This window comes from Frankia umida (assembly GCF_023242945.1).
In the GTDB taxonomy this organism is placed as follows: Bacteria; Actinomycetota; Actinomycetes; order Frankiales; family Frankiaceae; genus Frankia; species Frankia umida.
Window position 1 is genome coordinate 18889 of the sequence record NZ_JALKFT010000012.1, and the last position, 16420, is coordinate 35308.

Below are 16420 nucleotides of genomic sequence, written 5' to 3' on the forward strand. Positions count from 1 at the left end.
TCCTGGCCTGGCCCGTCCTGGCCTGGCCCGTCCTGGCCCGACCCGTCCTGGCCTGGCCCGTCCTGGCCCGAGCCGAAAACCGGCCTGGCCACAGTGACCGGCCGGCCCGCCGGGCCTTCCGTCACCGATATATACCCAGGGTCGCCTGTATACCCAGGGTTGCCGTCCAAGAGCGGATCGGATTGTCGCGGCTCGGTTCCTGGCCGCTTTCCCATCCGCGGCCCGGCGCCTCGACCATTGGCGGCCGACGCGCCGGGCCGCGGCCACATGCCGAGGGTTGTGAGGCCGCATGCCGAGGGTTGTTCGGATCTCGGAGGCCGAAATCCCCGAACAACCCTCGGCATATCGTGATCTTGCTGGATGGCGCGGGTCGAACGCGACCCGACGCGACGCGACGGGACGGGGCGCTACGGGACGAGGCGCTACGGAATTCGGCGCGATGCGGCGGGTCAGGCGGCGTGGAAACGGGTGGGGAGGGCGGCCAGGCCGCGGATGAGCATGTTGGGCTTGTACGGCGGGGTGTCGGTGAGCAGGTCCATGGTGGCGACGCGGCGCAGCACGGCGTGCAGGAGGATGTCCATCTCCAGGAGGGCCAGCGGGGCGCCGAGGCAGTAGTGGTGGCCGAGGCTGAACGACAGGTGGCGGCTCACCGGGCGGGCGCCGGGCGCGACCGGGCGGGAGCGGTCGAAGCGGGTGACGTCGAAACGCTCGGGGTCGTCGTAGGCGGCGGGGTCGCGGTTGGCGCAGGCGATCAGCGCGACGGCGCCGTCACCGGGGGCGAAGGTGCGTCCGGCCACCGTCATCGCACGCTTGGCGGCGCGGGTGTTCATGTGGATCGGGGAGTCGTAGCGCAGCATCTCCTCGACGGCGGGGGCGACCAGGTCGGGGTTGGCGCGCAGCAGGGCGAGCTGGTCGGGGTGGCGCAGCAGGGCCAGCATGCCGTTGCCGACGAGGTTGACGGTGGTCTCGTGGCCGGCGATGAGCAGGGTGACGCACGTGCCGAACAGTTCGTCGGCGGTGAGCCGGTCACCGGCCTCCTCGACGATCGCGAGCTGGCTGATCAGGTCGTCCCCGGGTTCGCGGCGGGCCCGCTCGACGAGCTCGCGGAAGTAGCCGAGGAAGTCGGGGATCACGGCGTTGCGGGCGGCGAGTGCCTCGGGGGTCATCAGGACGTCGGGGTCGAAGGCGCGGGCCAGGGCCTGCGACCAGACCTGCACCTGGGGGTGGTCCGCGGCGGGAACGCCGAGGATCTCGCACACGACCGTCAACGGCAGCGGGTAGGCGATCGTCTCGATCAGGTCGAACTCGCCGGCGCGTAGCGCGGTGTCGAGCAGCTCGTCGACGAGGGCCTCGATCCGTGGTCGCAGGCCGGCGACGACCCGCGGGGTGAAGCCCTTGGTCACCAGGCCACGCAGCCGGGTGTGGTCGGGCGGTTCCATCCACAGGAAGGTGGTGGGGAACGCGCCGACGGGCATCGTGGGGTGCAGTTGTTCGGGCTCGCGGTCGTGGCCCCAGTCCAGGTTGGCGAGGATCGCCGAGCAGTCGGCGTGGTCCGTGGCCAGGGGCAGGCCGAACGGTCCGTCGTGCAGCGGGCCGAGGGCGCGCATCCGGACGTAGATCGAGTACGGGTCGTGCCGGTTCGCCGGGTCGAACAACTCGGTGAGCAGGGCCGCCGACCTGTCCGTGGCCGCCGGGCCCTCGGCGGTCTGGGCGGGGTGCGGGGGGTGGACGGTGACCATCGGGTCTCCTCGGAAGGTCGTGCGGCCGGACGCGCTCACCTGCCGCGGGGTTCGGGTGCCAGGACGCGGGCCGCGAGCGCGGGACGTAGCAGCGCGGTGGGGGGATCGACGAGGTTGACGACACGCATGAGGGTGCGGGCGACCGCCGGGTCGTGGTGCGCGCGACGCTGGGCGCGGGCGGCGTAGCTGGCGGTGATCCGTCCACGCAGGTCGCGGTGGCCGGCGACCTGCGGGTAGCGCAGGTCGGACGAGACAGCCATGTCCCAGGCGACGTCCACGATGGGGGTGACGGCCGTGTAGAAGCGGGCCGGGGCTCCGGCCGGGCCGCCGCGCAGCGCCGCGCCGAGCACCAGCGCCTGCTGGGCGGCGACGGTCATGCCCTGGGCGTAGAGCGGGTTGAAGCTGCACAGGGCGTCACCGAGGACGATCAGCCCCTCGGGTGGCTGGCGCTGCCGTTCGTAGTGGCGGCGCACCGACTCGCGGAAGCGGTAGGGCACCGGGTCCCCGAGCGCCTTGGCCTCGCGGATCAGGTCGTACACGTCCGGGACGGGCAGCGCCGCGGCGAACTGCTCGAACCCGTCATGGTCGGCGGGCGGATGGGCGCCGAGCAGCCCCGCGAGGGTGACCAGCCAACGTCCGCCCTCCACCGCGACCGCCCCCGCGCCGACCAGTCCCGGCGCGGTCGCGACGATGACGCTGCGCTGCCCGTCCAGATGCTCGGGCCTGCGTTCGTAGAGCCGGGACGCGTAGCCGAGATCGATCGCGACCCGGGTACTCGCCGGCGGTGGCAGTCCGACGCCGACCAGCCAGTCCAGGCTGCGTGAGTTCCGCCCGCTGGCGTCCACGACCAGCTCCGCCGCCAGCGACTCGCCCGCGCCCGCCAGCTGCCCCCGACCGGACGGCCCGCCGCCGTTGGACAGCCGGATCTCGCCGGGTGGAACGGAACGTCCGGAGGCCGTGGGTGCGGGGGTGGTGTCGGAGCGGATGCGGACGCCGACGACGCGGGTGCCGTCGACGACGAGGCCGACCACGGTGGTGCGTGGGCGAATCCGCACCCGGGGCAGTGCCGCCGTACGCCGCCGCAGCTCGCGTTCGAGGAGCGGGCGGCTGGCGAGCACGCTGGTCAGGCCGGTCGGCGCCGTGCGCAGCCGGCGGCCGTGCATGTAGTAGCGACCGCCGACGAGCACCTCGCTGGTCTGGGCTCCGGCGGCGACCAGTTCCTCGACGATGCCGGGATGCAGCTGCTCGACGATCTGGCGGCCGCGGTCCATCAGCGCATGCAGGTGCCGGGCCTGCGGCACTCCGCGCCGCTCCCCCAGCCCCGAACCGTCCACGCCCACACCCACGAACGCGCCACGAGCGGCCCGCGAACCTGTCGCGGGGAGGTCCGCGGGATCGGCGACGTCCGAAACATCCGAGACATCGGGGAAGTCGGGGAGGTCCGGGATATCGGGGAGGTCGTCCCGGTCGAGGATGGTGACCTGGTCGAACGTCTCGGCCAGGACGCGGGCGGCGAGCAGGCCGGCGACGCCCGCGCCCAGGACGACGGCGTGCCGGGAGCCCACCGATCCGGTGCGGCCGACACGAGCGCCACCGTCGGCAGGAGCGGAGGCAGCGGCAGGAGCGGAGGGAGCGGAGGCAGCGGCGGGAGCGGAGGCGGGACCGGGAGCCCCGGCGGCGGGGTCAGAGGTCAAGGGTCAGCCGCTCCGAGCGGGCGCGCGAGACACAGATCATCATCGTGGAGTTGCCGGCGCGCTCGTCGTCGCTGAGCACCGAGTCGTGGTGCTCGACCTCGCCGTCGAGCACCGGTGTCTCGCAGCTCGCGCAGGTGCCCTCGCGACAGGACGAAGGGACCTCCAGGCCGGCGCGGTCGAGCGCGTCGAGCAGGGACTGGTCCGCGCGGACCCGCACCGTGCGACCCGAGGCCGCGAGCACCACCTCGAAGGCGCGGGCCGGCGCGGCGTCCGTCAGGGCGTCGGCGCGCGGTCGGAACCGTTCGAGGTGCAGGCTGCCGACGCCCCGGCCGGCGAACGCCTTCTCCACCGCGGTCAGCAGGCCCTCCGGACCGCAGCAGTACAGCCGGGAGTCCTCGTCGAGCCCGGCGACGATGTCGGCTACGGGCAGCAGACCGTGCTCGTCCTCGGGCAGGATGCGCACCCGGTCGGCGATGTCGCCCAGCTCCCCGGACGGCGCGGAGCCGCCGGGCTGGACGGGCTCGGCCAACCCGGCGAGTTCGGCGAGTTCGGTCAGGAAGGCCATCCGGGAGCGGGTGCGGCCGCCGTAGTAGAGGCGCCAGTCGGCGCCGCGGCGGTGCAGCTCGCGCACCATCGGCAGGAACGGGGTGATGCCGATTCCGCCGGCCAACAGATGGTAGGAGCCACCCGGAACCAGCGGGAAATTGTTTCTTGGTTCGCCGACAAATATTTCCGTGCCGGCCACTGTTCGTTCATGGATGTAACGGGATCCACCCCGGCTGTTTTCCTCGCGGAGAACCGCGAACCGCCAGGTTCGCCGATCGTCGGGATCACCGCACAGAGAGTACTGGCGGATCTGGCCGTCAGGGAGTCGGATATCGATGTGGGCCCCGGGTTCCCAACGTTCCAGCGCTTCCCCACGCGGGTCCGTCAGGGCGATGACCAGCACGTCCTGCGCGGCAAGGCTCGCCTCATCCACCCGCAGGGCCGTCCAGCGAGATGCGGAAGTCACCGGCGAACCGTCTCATGGTGCACCGGGTTCAGGCGGCGATCAATACAACGACAATCACCCCATCGAAAACGTCGATAGCGCTGGCCCGGGCGGCCCCTGTTCGCCACTCTGATCCAGCACACAGCCTATTCCTGACCGGTGTCGACGCCGGCGCCGCCGTGGTCGCCGAGGAACGGCGAATTACCGCAGGGAGCATCCCGTGAGCGAAACAGTCGTCGAGGCCCGCGAGACCGCCCGTCCCGGGCTCACCGCCGCGGCGGCGGTGGGCACGGTCAACGCGGCAGACCCGGTGGAGCTTGCCGCGCGGACCGCGCGGTTCGTGCGGGAGACCGTCATCCCGGTGGAACGGGAGATCATCGTCGAGCACCGTCCGGTGACCGACGAGCTGCGCCTCGAGCTGGTGGGTGCGGCCCGGGCGGCGGGGGTGTTCGGACCGCTGTCACCGGTCGAGTACGGCGGGTTGGGGCTGGACTTCCGGGGGCAGGCGCACGTGCTGGCGGCGGCCGGGGAGAGCCTCGTCGGGCCGCTCGCCCTGCACTGCTGGGCACCGGACGACGGCAACATCCACCTGCTGGCCGAGGCCGCGACACCCGAGCAGCGCGAACGGTATCTGGCGCCGCTGGCACGCGGCGAGGTGCGTTCGGCGATCGCGATGACCGAACCCGCGCCCGGCACCGGCTCCGACCCGAGCATGCTGCGCACCACGGCGACCCGCGTCGCCGGCGGCTGGTCGATCAGCGGTGCGAAGCATCTGACCACCGGGGCGGACGGCGCGGCGTTCACGATCGTCGTCGCCCGCACCGAGGCCGGCGGCGGCACCCTGTTCGGACCCACGATGTTCCTGGTGGACGCGGACAATCCGGGGATGCGGGTGGTCCGCCGGATGCCGACCCTGGACTTCACCAGCGCGCCGGGCGGGCACTGCGAGGTCGTCTTCGACGACTGCCGGGTGCCCGACTCGGCCGTGCTCGGGCAGGTCGGCCTCGGCCTCGAGCACGCGCAGGCGAGGCTCGCTCCGTCCCGGCTGACGTTCGCCATGAACTGGCTGGGGCTCGCGAACCGGGCGCACGGCCTTTCCGCGGCCTACATCACCGGACGGCAGTCGTTCGGTGTCCCGATCGCCGAGCATGGCCTGGCCCAGGGACTTGTCGCCGACAACGAGATCGATCTCGCCGCCGCCCGCGCGCTGGTGCACGCCACCGCGGCCACCCTCGACGAGCAGGGTGCGACCAGCTCCGCGGCCCGCCACGGCGCCGCGATCACGAAGACGTTCGTCTCCGAGGCGGTGTGGCGGGTGCTCGACCGATCCGTCCAGCTCTTCGGGGGGCTCGGCGTCTGCGAGGACCACCTGGTCGCCCGGTTCCTGGTCGAGGCACGGGCGTTTCGCATCTACGAGGGGCCCTCGGAGGTGCTCCGGGTCTCGGTGGCGCGCCGGGTGTTCCGCCGCGTCACCTCCACCCGCCCATAACCCCAGGCCGCCCATCACCGCCAGGCCGTCCGGGGCCCCGGGGGACGAACGGGCACGTCCATCCTTCGTTGGGAGATCCACGTTGAGCAACCCGACCGTTCTGGCTCCGGGCGCATCCGCGTTCGCGGCCTTCGCCCGACCGGGAGCGGACCTCCCGGATTTCGAGCACATCCGCCGGCTGGCGAACCAGGTGGTCCCGTTCGGCTCGTTCGTCGGGGTCGAGGTGACCGAGGTGGACGCGGAGCACGCGGTGGTCGAGATTCCCGACCGTCCGGAGCTCACCAACCAGATGGGCACAGTGCACGCGGGCGCCCAGTTCCTCGCCGCCGACATCGCCGGGGCCTGCGCGTTCGTCGGCGCGACGGCGGTGCGGATCGCGGATGTGGCCTGGCTGGTCGTCCGGGACAGCTGGTCGTCGTTTCGCCGGCCGGCCACCGGGCTCGTCCGGGCGGTGGCGACCATCGAGGAACGCGGCGCGCGCCGGGTGCTGGCGGCCAGGCCCGGTGAACGTGTCGAGCTGGACGGCAAGGCGCAGCTGTACGACGCCTCGGGCGCGGCGGTCGCCACCTTCCGCTTCGCCTATGTCGCCGAGATGGTCGCCGCCCCCGCGGACGGCGCCCGCTCATGACGGAGACGACCCCGGCGGACGCCTCGACCTCGGCGTCGACCCCGGCGGACGCCTCGGCCGCGATCTCGGCGCCGACGTCGACCTCGGAGTCAGCGTCGACCTCGGAGTCAGCGTCGACCTCGGAGTCGAAGGGGCGGGGTGGCGGTTTCGCCGAGCTTCCGGCGATCACGGTCGCGAGCACCGGTGGGACGTCGTTCGTGCTGCGCGTCCTCGCCGCCGACGATCCGGGCGCGCCGGTCGTGCTGATCATGCCGGCGATGGCGCTGAAGGCGAAGTTCTACCTGCCGCTCGCCCGGGCGCTGCACGCCGCCGGCCTGTCGGTGGTGACCACGGACCTGCGGGCGCAGGGCGAGGCCCAGCCCGGGCTGCACGACCAGCCGACGTTCGGCTACCGCGAACTCATCGAGGATGACCTGCCGCGGGTGCTCGCCGCCGTACGCACGCGTTTTCCCGGGATTCGACCCCATCTGTTCGGTCACAGTCTTGGTGGTCAGATCGCCCTGCTGCACTCCGCCGCGGCGGCCGCCGACGCCCGCCAACACACCAGCGGCGGGACGGACGGCCCGGGTGATCCGGGTGATCCGGGGATCGCCGGGATCTGCGTGCTCGGGACGGGCACCGTGTACTGGAAGGCGTTCGGTCCACGCCGCTGGGCGGAGGCGCTGTACTCGATCCAGACCATCGGTCTGGTCGCCCGCTTCCGCGGCTACTGGCCGGGTGGCATGCTCATCGGCGGGGCGATGCCGGGGCGGGTGATGACCGACTGGGCGCGGCACTCGCGGACCAGCCGTTACCGGCCGTACGGGACCCGCCGCGACTACGACCGGCTGCTGGCCGAGCTCGACCTGCCCGTGCTGGCCATCTCGCTGGACGACGACCGCCTGGGACCCGCGTCCAACGTCGACTTCCTGTGTCGGCGGATGCCCAGGGCCCGCCTCGACCGCTGGCACATCACCGAGGCGGACGCCGTGACGCACCGTGACCATTTCGCCTGGGTGAAGGACTCCGCCGTCCTCGGCCCGGCGCTGGCCGGTTGGATACGCGACCGGCGCCATCCCGGCACCGGCAACCCGTGAGACCCGCTCGTGTAGCGCATCCACGCCGCCGGATGAAGGTGCCGCACTCAGGTCCTTTCGCACCATCGAAAACTCCAATCACGGGTCGTCAGGGACGTTCTCGTCGCGATCCGTTCACCGCCCATACACCGTGACCTGTTGAACTTCGGCCGGTCGACATCGAACCGCACGTTTCGCACCTGAACCGAACGCCGGAAGTTCATTCCGGCCCCGGACGATCCACCAGCTGACCCGGCTCCGACATCGGGGCGGCACGGGACGACATGACGGTCCGGTCGCGGGTTCGCCGGAAACGCAAGGGGGCACCAGTGAGCCGCATCACCGTTGAGAACGTCACCCGCCGCTACGGCGGGACGAAGGCCGTCGACGGCGTCAGTCTCGACATCGCCGACGGCGAGTTCCTGGTGCTGCTCGGGCCGAGCGGCTGCGGAAAGTCGACGCTGCTGCGGGCCATCGCGGGCCTGCTCGCACCGAGCGAGGGTCGCATTCTCGTCGACGGTCGGGATGTCACCGACATTCCCGCCCGGGGCCGTGACCTGGCGATGGTGTTCCAGAGCTACGCGCTCTACCCGCATCTGACGGTGGCGCGCAACATCGGCTTCCCGCTGCGCGCCCGGCGGGTGCGCCGGGCCGAGATCCGCCAGCGGGTGACCGAGGTCGCCGAGATCCTCGATCTCTCGGCGCTGCTCGACCGGCGACCGCGGGAGCTCTCCGGCGGTCAGCGCCAGCGGGTGGCACTGGGCCGGGCGCTGGTCCGCGACCCGGGCGCGTTCCTGATGGACGAGCCGCTGTCCAACCTCGACGCCCAGCTGCGCACCGCCACCCGCACCGAGATCACCGAGCTGCACCGCCGGCTCGGCCGGACGTTCATCTACGTCACCCACGACCAGGTCGAGGCGATGACGATGGCGACCTCGGTCGCCGTGCTCAACAAGGGCCGTCTCGAGCAGATCGGTTCGCCGACCGACGTGTACGACCAGCCCGCGTCCGCGTTCGTCGCCGCGTTCCTCGGCTCACCGCCGATGAACCTGCTCGACGCCGAACTCGCCCTGCGCGACGGCCAGCTCCACGCGGTCGCCCCCGGCGTCAACGTCGCGCTGGGCATCGAGACCACCACCGCGGGCACCGCCGCGGGGCGCGCGATCCAGCTCGGCATCCGCCCCGAGCACCTCGTGGCCACCACGGCCACCGCCGTGGTGGCGGACTCCACGGGCGCGGGCCACGCGGGGCTGCGCGGCACGATCCGCACCGTGGAGAACCTCGGCAGCGAGGAGATCGCGCACTGCGTCCTCGGCACGGCCGAGGTGCGGGTGCGGGCCCGCCGGCCGGCCGGGTTCACCGCCGGCGACGCGATCACGCTGGACGTCCGCCCCGAGCACACCCACCTGTTCGACCGTGACTCGGGCCGCCGCCTGGCCTGGCAGCCCGACGAGGACCAGGCCGGCTCCATCCCGTCCGCCCGGGTACCCGTCACCACCTGAAGCCTTCCGCCGCACCACCGGGGCCCTCTCCCACACCACCCGCCACACCCGCCACACCCGCCACACCCGTCACACCGCCACACCCGTCACACCGGTTCACCGTCACACCGGTTCACCGTCACGCCCTTCACTCCGTCAAGGAGCACCCGTGAAACGACCATCCGTCCGCAGGCCACTGTTCCTGGTGACCGTGGCGGCCGCGACCGCCCTGTCCGTGCTGGCCGGCTGCGGCTCTCCTGGCGGAGACGCGGACACCAACACGACCTCGAGCCAGGTCCCCGAACTCGGCAAGGACCAGAAGGTCTCGATCGTCTTCGAGAGCTACAACTTCGGTCAGGCCGGCGCCTGGACCACCACCTTCAACGACCTGATCGGCAAGTTCGAGAAGGCCTACCCGAACATCAGCGTCACGCCGCAGAAGCCGAAGGGTTCGAGCCCGAACCCGGCCGCCGACACGGTGTCGAGCCTGCAGAGCCAGATCGCCGCCGGCGCCCCGCCGGACGTCGCCCAGCTCGGCTTCTCCGACCTCGACTTCACCATCAGGTCCCTGGGCGCGAAGCCGCTGGACGACCTGTTCGGCAAGGACGCCGTCCAGAAGAACTTCGACGGTGCGAAGTACCCGTACGCGCCGACCGCGCGGACCCTCGGTGACTCCAACGGCAAGACCTACGGCGTGCCGTTCGTCTTCTCCACCCCGGTGCTGTACTACAACGCCACCCTGTTCGAGAAGGCCGGTCTCGACCCGGCGAAGCCGCCGACGACCTGGGCGGAGGCGGAGGCGGACGCGAAGGCCATCGTCGCGAAGGCCGGCGGTAAGGGCCTGTACCTCGACTGCCTCACCAAGATTGCCAAGGACTGGTGCTTCCAGAGCCTGGTCCGTTCCAACGGTGGACGGGTCCTCTCGACCGACCGCACCCAGCTCACCTACGACCAGGCCCCGGCCGTCGAGGTCGTCCAGGACGCGCAGCGCTACGTCAAGGAGGGGCTGACGCCCGTCCTGGCGCAGAAGCAGGCGTACGAGAGCTTCGCCCGCGGTGAGATCGGCATGCTGCTGGAGACCAGCGCCATCCAGGCGACCCTGCAGAAGGGCGCGAAGGGCGGCAACTGGGACCTGCGGGCGGCGAAGATGCCGGCGTTCGGCACCAAGCCGACCGTCCCGACGAACTCCGGTGCGTCGCTGTTCGTGCTGTCCAAGGACCCGGCCAAGCAGCGCGCCGGCTGGGAGCTGATCAAGTTCCTGACCAACGAGGCCGCCTACACCGAGATCTCGCAGAAGATCGGCTACCTGCCGCTGCGTCCGGGTCTCGTCGACGACCCGGCCGGCCTGCAGACCTGGGCCAAGGAGAACCCGCTGTTCGCGCCGAACATCGCGCAGCTCGGCGGCATGGAGCCGTGGGTGGCCATCCCCGGCAACAACTACCTGCAGATCCGCGACGGGATGATGGACGCCGTCGAACGGTCCGTCTACCAGGGTGCCGACCCCAAGTCGACGCTGAGCTCCGCCCTGCGACAGGGCACATCGCTGCTGCCGAAGGCGTGATCTGACATGACGACGACCGGACCGGCCGAGATGACCCTGATCCAGGTGAGCGACACCCATCTCGTCCCGCGCGGCCAGCTGATCCATGACCGGGTCGACACCTACCGCCTGCTCGAGGCGGCAGCCGCCACCCTGGTGGACTCGGCCGGTCCGGTCGCGGGGCTCCTGCTCACCGGGGACCTCGCCAACAACGGTGACCCCGAGGCCTACCGGCGGCTACGTGAGGTGATCGACCCACTGGCCGATCGCCTCGGCGCCGCCGTCATCTACGCCATGGGCAACCATGACGACCGCGCCGCCTTCCGCACCGAACTGCTGGACGAGGACCCCACCCCCTCCCCCGACGATCCGTGCGACCAGGTCCGTCTGATCGACGGGCTGCGGGTCGTCGTGCTCGACTCGAGCACCCCCGGACGCCACGACGGCTGGCTGACCGACACCCAGCTCGGCTGGCTCGCCGATCAGCTCGCCACCCCGGCGCCCCGCGGCACCCTGCTCGTGGTGCACCACCCACCGCTGCCCTCGCCGATGCCGACGGTGCACCTGCTGCGCCTGGTCGCCGCCGAGCGCCTCGCGAAGGTCATCGAGGGCACCGACGTGCGGATGGTGCTCTCCGGCCACGCCCACCACCCGGGCGCGGGCACCCTCGCCGGCGTGCCGGTGTGGATCTGCCCGGCGCTGTCCTACACCGTCGACGCCCTGCCGGCCAGCGGCCGTCACCGGGGCCTGCGCGTCGGCGGGCTCAGCCGGATCGACCTCATCGACGGCCAGTTCGTCGCCACCGCCATCCCGTTGGACGTGGAGCACGTCTACGACCGGGACGCCGGCGAGTACCTCGCCTACGTCCGCCGGCTCACCCCGACCTCCCCACCGGGGGCGTGACGCGATGTTCGTCGAGGTAGCACCGCCCACACGGCTCGTTCCGGCGTTGCCCCCCAACGCCGGGACGAGCACCACCCGTCCGTCCCGTGGCTCCGACACCACTGCTACCGGCGCTGCCGGTACCGGTGTTGCCGCTGCCAGCGGTGCCGCGGACGCACCCCCGACGCCTCGGGACCGCCGCTCGGCGGGGAGCCTGGCCCGGCGGCTCGGGCGGGGCATCGTCCCCTACCTGTATCTGGCGCCGGCGCTGGGCATGCTGGTGGTCTGGATCTACCGTCCGCTCATCCAGACGGCGAACTACTCGTTCTACTCGTGGAACCTGTCGCCGGACCAGCCGGCGATCCCGCAGGGCTGGCACAACTACAACCGGCTGTTCACCCTGCCGGAGGTCGGCAGCTCGGTGCTGCGCACCATCTCGATGATCGCCCTGCTGCTGCCGTTCACCATCATCATCCCGATCATCGTCGGCCTGCTCACCGCCGAGGTCCGCGGCCGGGCCCGCACCCTCTACCAGGCGCTGATCTTCGCCCCGTTCCTGGTCGCGCCGGTCGCCAGCGCCGCGGTGTGGCAGTGGATGCTCACCCCCGACTCCGGGATCGTCAACCGGGCCACCGGCCTGAAGACGAACTGGCTGCACGAACGGCTGCCCGCGCTGCTGTCGATCACCGGGATCGCCGGCTGGCAGATGCTCGGGTTCGCGGTGCTGGTCGTCTCGGCCGGACTCGCCTCCATCAACGGCGACTACTCCGAGGCCGCGTCCGTCGACGGCGCCTCCCGCTGGCAGTCGACCCGCTGGCTCACCCTGCCGCTGCTGTCCCCGACGCTGGTGTTCCTGGTCCTGACCACCGTCCTGCTCGCCGGGACGTGGACGTTCCCACTGATCGACACGCTCACCCAGGGCGGCCCGGTCAGCGCCACCACCAACATCTACTACCTGCTCTGGCAGTACGGCTTCAAGAGTTTCGACGCGGGCTTCGCCGCCGCCGCCGGTGTGATCTTCTTCGCCGGTTTCACCCTGGTCGCGGCCTTCCTCGTCTGGCTGTCCGACCGCCTCACCTTCCACGACAACTGACATCCGTCCAACCGCAGGAGACAGGAGGGCCGCCGTGGTACTCGCCATCGAGGGGCCGACCGCCGAGCAGTCGGTCCTCGAGCCCGTTGCCGCCATCGCGGCTGCCGACGGCGACGACATCCCCGGCGGCCGCTCCCGGGTGATGACCGTCGTCGGCCACCTCACCCTCGCCCTGCTGGGCCTGGCCTGCGTCTTCCCGATCTACTGGATGTACGCGACGTCGCTGCGCCGACCCGACGACGTCTACAAGACCTCGGTGCTGCCCTGGCCGCTGTCGGTGGGCAGCTACCGGGACGCCCTCGACGAGCTCGACCTCGCCCGGCTGCTGCTGAACACCACGATGGTCGCCGCACTGACCGCCCTCGGGCAGCTGCTGACGTCCATCCTCGCCGCCTACGCCTTCGCGGTGTGGAACTTCCCGCTCAAGCGGCTGCTCTACCTGGCGTTCGTCGGCACCTGGCTGGTGCCGTTCCAGGTGACGATGCTGCCGAACTACGTGCTGCTGCACCAGCTCGGCCTGCTCAACACCCTGACCGGTGTGATCGTGCCGAACCTCGTGTCCGCGCTCGGCGTGCTGCTGCTGCGCCAGCACTTCGACAGCTTCCCCAAGGAACTGCTCGAGGCGGCCCGGATGGACGGCCGCTCATCCTGGTCGACGCTGTGGACGGTCGTCGTCCCGAACCTGCGCGCGGCCCTGTCGGCGCTGGCGATCCTGCTGTTCGTCAACGCCTGGAACGAGTACTTCTGGCCGGCGATGGTCCTGCAGCGCGGCAACAGCGTCCTGCAGCTGGGCATCAACAGCTTCCTCAACTCCACCGAGACCGAGGCCTGGGGCCCCCTCACCGCCGCCGCCGGCCTCGCCTGCCTGCCCATCTTCGCCCTCTACCTCGCCCTGCAACGCCAGGTCATCAACGGCTTCGTCCGCTCCGGCCTGCGCTGACCCGCCCCCACCGAGCCACCCTGAGCTCACCTTTTTTCGATCTTGACTTGTTCTCGTCGCGACTAGAATGTTCGAAGTAGCGTCGAGCTGAGGGAGTCGATCGTGAGCATCGAGGCAACGGAGATGGTCACGATCCCCCGTGCGGAGCTGGAGTCCCTGCGTGCCGAGGTGCGACGCCTGCGGCGTCAGGTAGCCCGTGCCGTCGCTCGGGCCCGGATCGAGGCTGACGCCGGTCCAGGTGACGGCGCCCCGACCTTCACCCGCGACGAGCTGGCCGATGCATGGGGCATCAGTGAGTGATCGGGTAATCCGCTTCCCGGGCACCTCCTGGTGGGAGATCGACGCGCTGCCACAGCCGCTGCGTTGGAGGGTTCAACGGACCGTCTTTCACCTGCTCGAAGAGCCCGTTCCAGTCCTTGCAGATCCCTTCCCGGATGACGGCTCCCTTCCTGGCTCCTATGAACTTCACCTGCCGTCTGACGGAGCGACCATCTGGTACACCGTCACACCCCACGAAGGCCAAGAGATAATCAGCATCCAACACGTTCAACTTGATACTTGATACTCGGACAAGGCTGGCCTCCTGCGTCGGCGACGAGGCAACAGGCATCGGCGTGGACCTCGAAGATCGAGGGGCTGCGGACCCGCGTCTCCGCGCTCGGCGTGCTGCTGCGCCAGCACTACGGCAGCTCCCCCAAGGAATTCCTCGAGGTAAACCGCATCGACCTGCACCGGGTTCCGAGAGACCAAGGATACTCTTTCAGTCACGGGCCCGGAATCCGGTAAGGCGAATTAAGAGAACGTAGATGGGGTTGCTTGACGACGGAAGGATCATCCTCCGGAGACAGCGGGGACGACGCGGAAGGCGGTCGAAGTACATCCCCTGGGCCTGGGAGAGGATCCTGGACAGCACCACCGAACATGCCACCGCCAGCAACCAGCCTGGAAAGATCTATCCGATTCGCTCTCCTCGGCGCCAGTGGCGACAAGGTGACCACGCTGGCAGGCTCAGCTGATGCCGCAGCTACATCGGCAGGACCCGTATCGGGGCTAGCCGGCCGGGTCCTGAGGTCGGTGAAAACTGCGGCGACGCGGTCGAACGGGTTGCCGGGGTGAGTTGTCTGCGTGGGCGAACTCGGTACTGCGTCTCCGGCTGCGAGGTCCCGGCAGGCGTGCAAGGCGTCAAGGTGCTGTGTGAGCTCACGGATGCGGGTTGCGGCCGTGGAGCCAAACCAGCCGAGCCGAACATCCGGCTCGAGTCCGGACAGCCGATCCACCCGGGTCCGGTGCAGGGCAAAGCACTGGTCGAGGTCGGCACTGATGGCGGCAAGGATCGTGAGCCGCCGGCCGTCATGGGCTACCGGATGGCCGGCGACGAGCATCCCGGGCAGGGAATCTATACGGCGGATGATGTCGGCGCACAGATCTGCGATCACCCGACCGTCCTGTGCGTCTTCGGCGGCGATGCGGGCAGCAGCAACTTCTCCGACTCTCATCGCCCGCCGGGTGTCGAGTCTTCGTAGATCGGCTTCAATCCGCGCACGCCGGTCGGCGTATGTTGGATCGGCTGGTCGCAGGCGGGCGAGGCGATCCTGGTGCACAGCTGCCAGTTCTGCCAGATCGGTAAGCAGGCGGTTGCCGAGTTTTGCGCATCGGTCCGGCATGTCTGGGCCGCCGTCAAAGTTCAGCGCGCGGAACGCGTGTACACGGCGTTCATGTGACTGCGCGAGAATGTCGATTTTCCGCGCGTCAATGCGTTCCAGGGCCTCGGTGCAGACAAAGGCGATGAAGGACTCGGTGTCGAGCCGGTGCACGTCGGTCTTCGAGGTGTTTTCCTGACGGTTCCCAGCCCCGCCAACCATGACACCCGCCGTCAGGTCGAAACCCGTGGCGGCACCGTCCGGCGAATCAAGATAGCGCGCGGGAGCGGCGACCAAAACCGCCTCACGAATGCTTTTGACAAGCGCAGACATCCGTCGGTCGTCGTCCGGGCGGGCCAAGGCCCGCGCAAGCCGATCGAGGAGCGCGGGCTCCGTCTCGACAAGTTCTGCAAAATGAAATTCCGGGCTATGCCATCGGTAGGCGTAGCCGTTCACCTGATGGTTGTGGTTGCCGAGCAGGACCCCACGGCACCTGGTGACGACGACCTCGGCGTCGGTCGCTGTCACCGTCTTTGCCTCGCTGTGGGTAGTGGACGGTCTGTCCACGGCGCGGCTCCGGCTCCGGTTGTCGGCGAGCAGCGCCCGCCGCAGGGCCGTCTGCCGGCGGCCACTACCCGGTTTGGCGGCGAGGGCCGTGAACATCCGCATGGTGGCAGGGCCGCAGGTTGCGTCACCCAGACGGACCTGCGCGTCGGTAACCCGTAGCTCGGTGGTGTTGTGCTGTAGGTTGCCGTCACCAATGACGACGCCATGACTGCTGTCGATCCACACGACCTGATGCCGGCCCCACCAGGTTCCGGAGGTGGTTACCGTCGGGCCACCATCTCGACCCCGACGGTGAACGAGGATCTGCACCCGGCCAGCCAGGGGCGTCACCCCGTGGTCCGGTCCGGTACCGATGTCGGAGGCGACCGGCTCGACCACCGGCTCGACCACCGGCGCGTCGGCACCGGCCCATGCGGTGGCGCCGCTCAGAGAGATCGGACCCGCCTGACCCCGACGGTGCGCCGACTCCGGCAGGTCTGACGGCCCCGCCGGTTGAGACGGCCCTGGCCGGGGAGACGGGTCGGCAGTAGTGGGGTGAACAACAGGAGCCGGGGCCTGGAGAGGTCTCGACCAGCGGTGTGCCATGGATTCCTCCACGATGCATCGAGCGGTGGCATCCACGCGGGGCGCCCTGCGGATTTCATGCATGGGCATCTCGACAGCCGGGATTAGAGTAGTCCC

Annotated in this window: 13 protein-coding genes; 9 read left to right on the plus strand and 4 right to left on the minus strand. The window is 70.6% G+C overall.

Features of this window, described 5'->3' with window-relative positions; translation table 11 throughout:
- Positions 1 to 449: 449 nt before the first annotated feature.
- From MXD59_RS13600 to MXD59_RS13610, 3 genes are all read right to left on the minus strand, one after another.
- Entirely contained in the window at positions 450 to 1739 is a 1290-nt protein-coding gene (locus MXD59_RS13600) for a cytochrome P450 (RefSeq protein ID WP_248825089.1), read from the minus strand.
- 35 nt (positions 1740 to 1774) lie between these two features.
- Entirely contained in the window at positions 1775 to 3304 is a 1530-nt protein-coding gene (locus MXD59_RS13605; RefSeq protein ID WP_248825222.1) for an FAD-dependent oxidoreductase, read from the minus strand.
- 118 nt (positions 3305 to 3422) lie between these two features.
- On the minus strand, positions 3423 to 4445 hold the full coding sequence (locus tag MXD59_RS13610; protein WP_248825091.1) for a PDR/VanB family oxidoreductase: 1023 nt from the start codon (positions 4443 to 4445) through the stop codon (positions 3423 to 3425).
- Between the two features lie 199 nt (positions 4446 to 4644).
- Here MXD59_RS13610 and MXD59_RS13615 point away from each other — a divergent pair, with 199 nt between their 5' ends.
- From MXD59_RS13615 to MXD59_RS13655, 9 genes are all read left to right on the plus strand, one after another.
- On the plus strand, positions 4645 to 5913 hold the full coding sequence (locus MXD59_RS13615) for an acyl-CoA dehydrogenase family protein (protein ID WP_372512067.1): 1269 nt from the start codon (positions 4645 to 4647) through the stop codon (positions 5911 to 5913).
- 82 nt (positions 5914 to 5995) lie between these two features.
- Positions 5996 to 6541 (plus strand): PaaI family thioesterase, encoded by a 546-nt coding sequence (locus MXD59_RS13620; protein WP_248825092.1) that lies wholly within the window; start codon positions 5996 to 5998, stop codon positions 6539 to 6541.
- Positions 6538 to 7617, plus strand: coding sequence for an alpha/beta hydrolase family protein (locus MXD59_RS13625; RefSeq protein WP_248825094.1), 1080 nt, complete (start codon positions 6538 to 6540; stop codon positions 7615 to 7617). Before MXD59_RS13620 ends, MXD59_RS13625 begins: the two co-directional genes overlap by 4 nt.
- Before the next feature lie 308 nt (positions 7618 to 7925).
- The gene (locus MXD59_RS13630; RefSeq protein WP_248825096.1) at positions 7926 to 9098 is read left to right on the plus strand and encodes an ABC transporter ATP-binding protein; all 1173 of its coding nucleotides are present in this window, start codon (positions 7926 to 7928) and stop codon (positions 9096 to 9098) included.
- Between the two features lie 148 nt (positions 9099 to 9246).
- The gene (locus tag MXD59_RS13635) at positions 9247 to 10638 is read left to right on the plus strand and encodes an ABC transporter substrate-binding protein (RefSeq protein ID WP_248825098.1); all 1392 of its coding nucleotides are present in this window, start codon (positions 9247 to 9249) and stop codon (positions 10636 to 10638) included.
- Positions 10639 to 10644: 6 nt separating this feature from the next.
- On the plus strand, positions 10645 to 11520 hold the full coding sequence (locus MXD59_RS13640; protein WP_248825100.1) for a metallophosphoesterase: 876 nt from the start codon (positions 10645 to 10647) through the stop codon (positions 11518 to 11520).
- Positions 11521 to 11524: 4 nt separating this feature from the next.
- A complete protein-coding gene (locus tag MXD59_RS13645; RefSeq protein WP_248825102.1) occupies positions 11525 to 12592 on the plus strand; it encodes a carbohydrate ABC transporter permease in 1068 nt (355 codons plus the stop codon).
- Positions 12593 to 12734: 142 nt separating this feature from the next.
- Positions 12735 to 13532, plus strand: a complete 798-nt coding sequence (locus tag MXD59_RS13650) for a carbohydrate ABC transporter permease (protein WP_248814549.1) — start codon at positions 12735 to 12737, stop codon at positions 13530 to 13532.
- 102 nt (positions 13533 to 13634) lie between these two features.
- Entirely contained in the window at positions 13635 to 13832 is a 198-nt protein-coding gene (locus MXD59_RS13655) for a hypothetical protein (RefSeq protein WP_248825104.1), read from the plus strand.
- A gap of 464 nt (positions 13833 to 14296) precedes the next feature.
- On the opposite strand, the gene MXD59_RS13660 is transcribed toward MXD59_RS13655, so the two are convergent.
- Positions 14297 to 16129, minus strand: coding sequence for a hypothetical protein (locus tag MXD59_RS13660; RefSeq protein ID WP_248825106.1), 1833 nt, complete (start codon positions 16127 to 16129; stop codon positions 14297 to 14299).
- Positions 16130 to 16420 lie beyond the last annotated feature (291 nt).

Bases quoted from the DNA above. Each gene is read 5' to 3' on its own strand.
- MXD59_RS13645 (WP_248825102.1), top strand. From the start codon at position 11,525: ATGTTCGTCGAGGTAGCACCGCCCACACGGCTCGTTCCGGCGTTGCCC.
- MXD59_RS13600 (WP_248825089.1), bottom strand. From the start codon at position 1,739: ATGGTCACCGTCCACCCCCCGCACCCCGCCCAGACCGCCGAGGGCCCG.
- MXD59_RS13650 (WP_248814549.1), top strand. From the start codon at position 12,735: ATGACCGTCGTCGGCCACCTCACCCTCGCCCTGCTGGGCCTGGCCTGC.
- MXD59_RS13640 (WP_248825100.1), top strand. From the start codon at position 10,645: ATGACGACGACCGGACCGGCCGAGATGACCCTGATCCAGGTGAGCGAC.
- MXD59_RS13625 (WP_248825094.1), top strand. From the start codon at position 6,538: ATGACGGAGACGACCCCGGCGGACGCCTCGACCTCGGCGTCGACCCCG.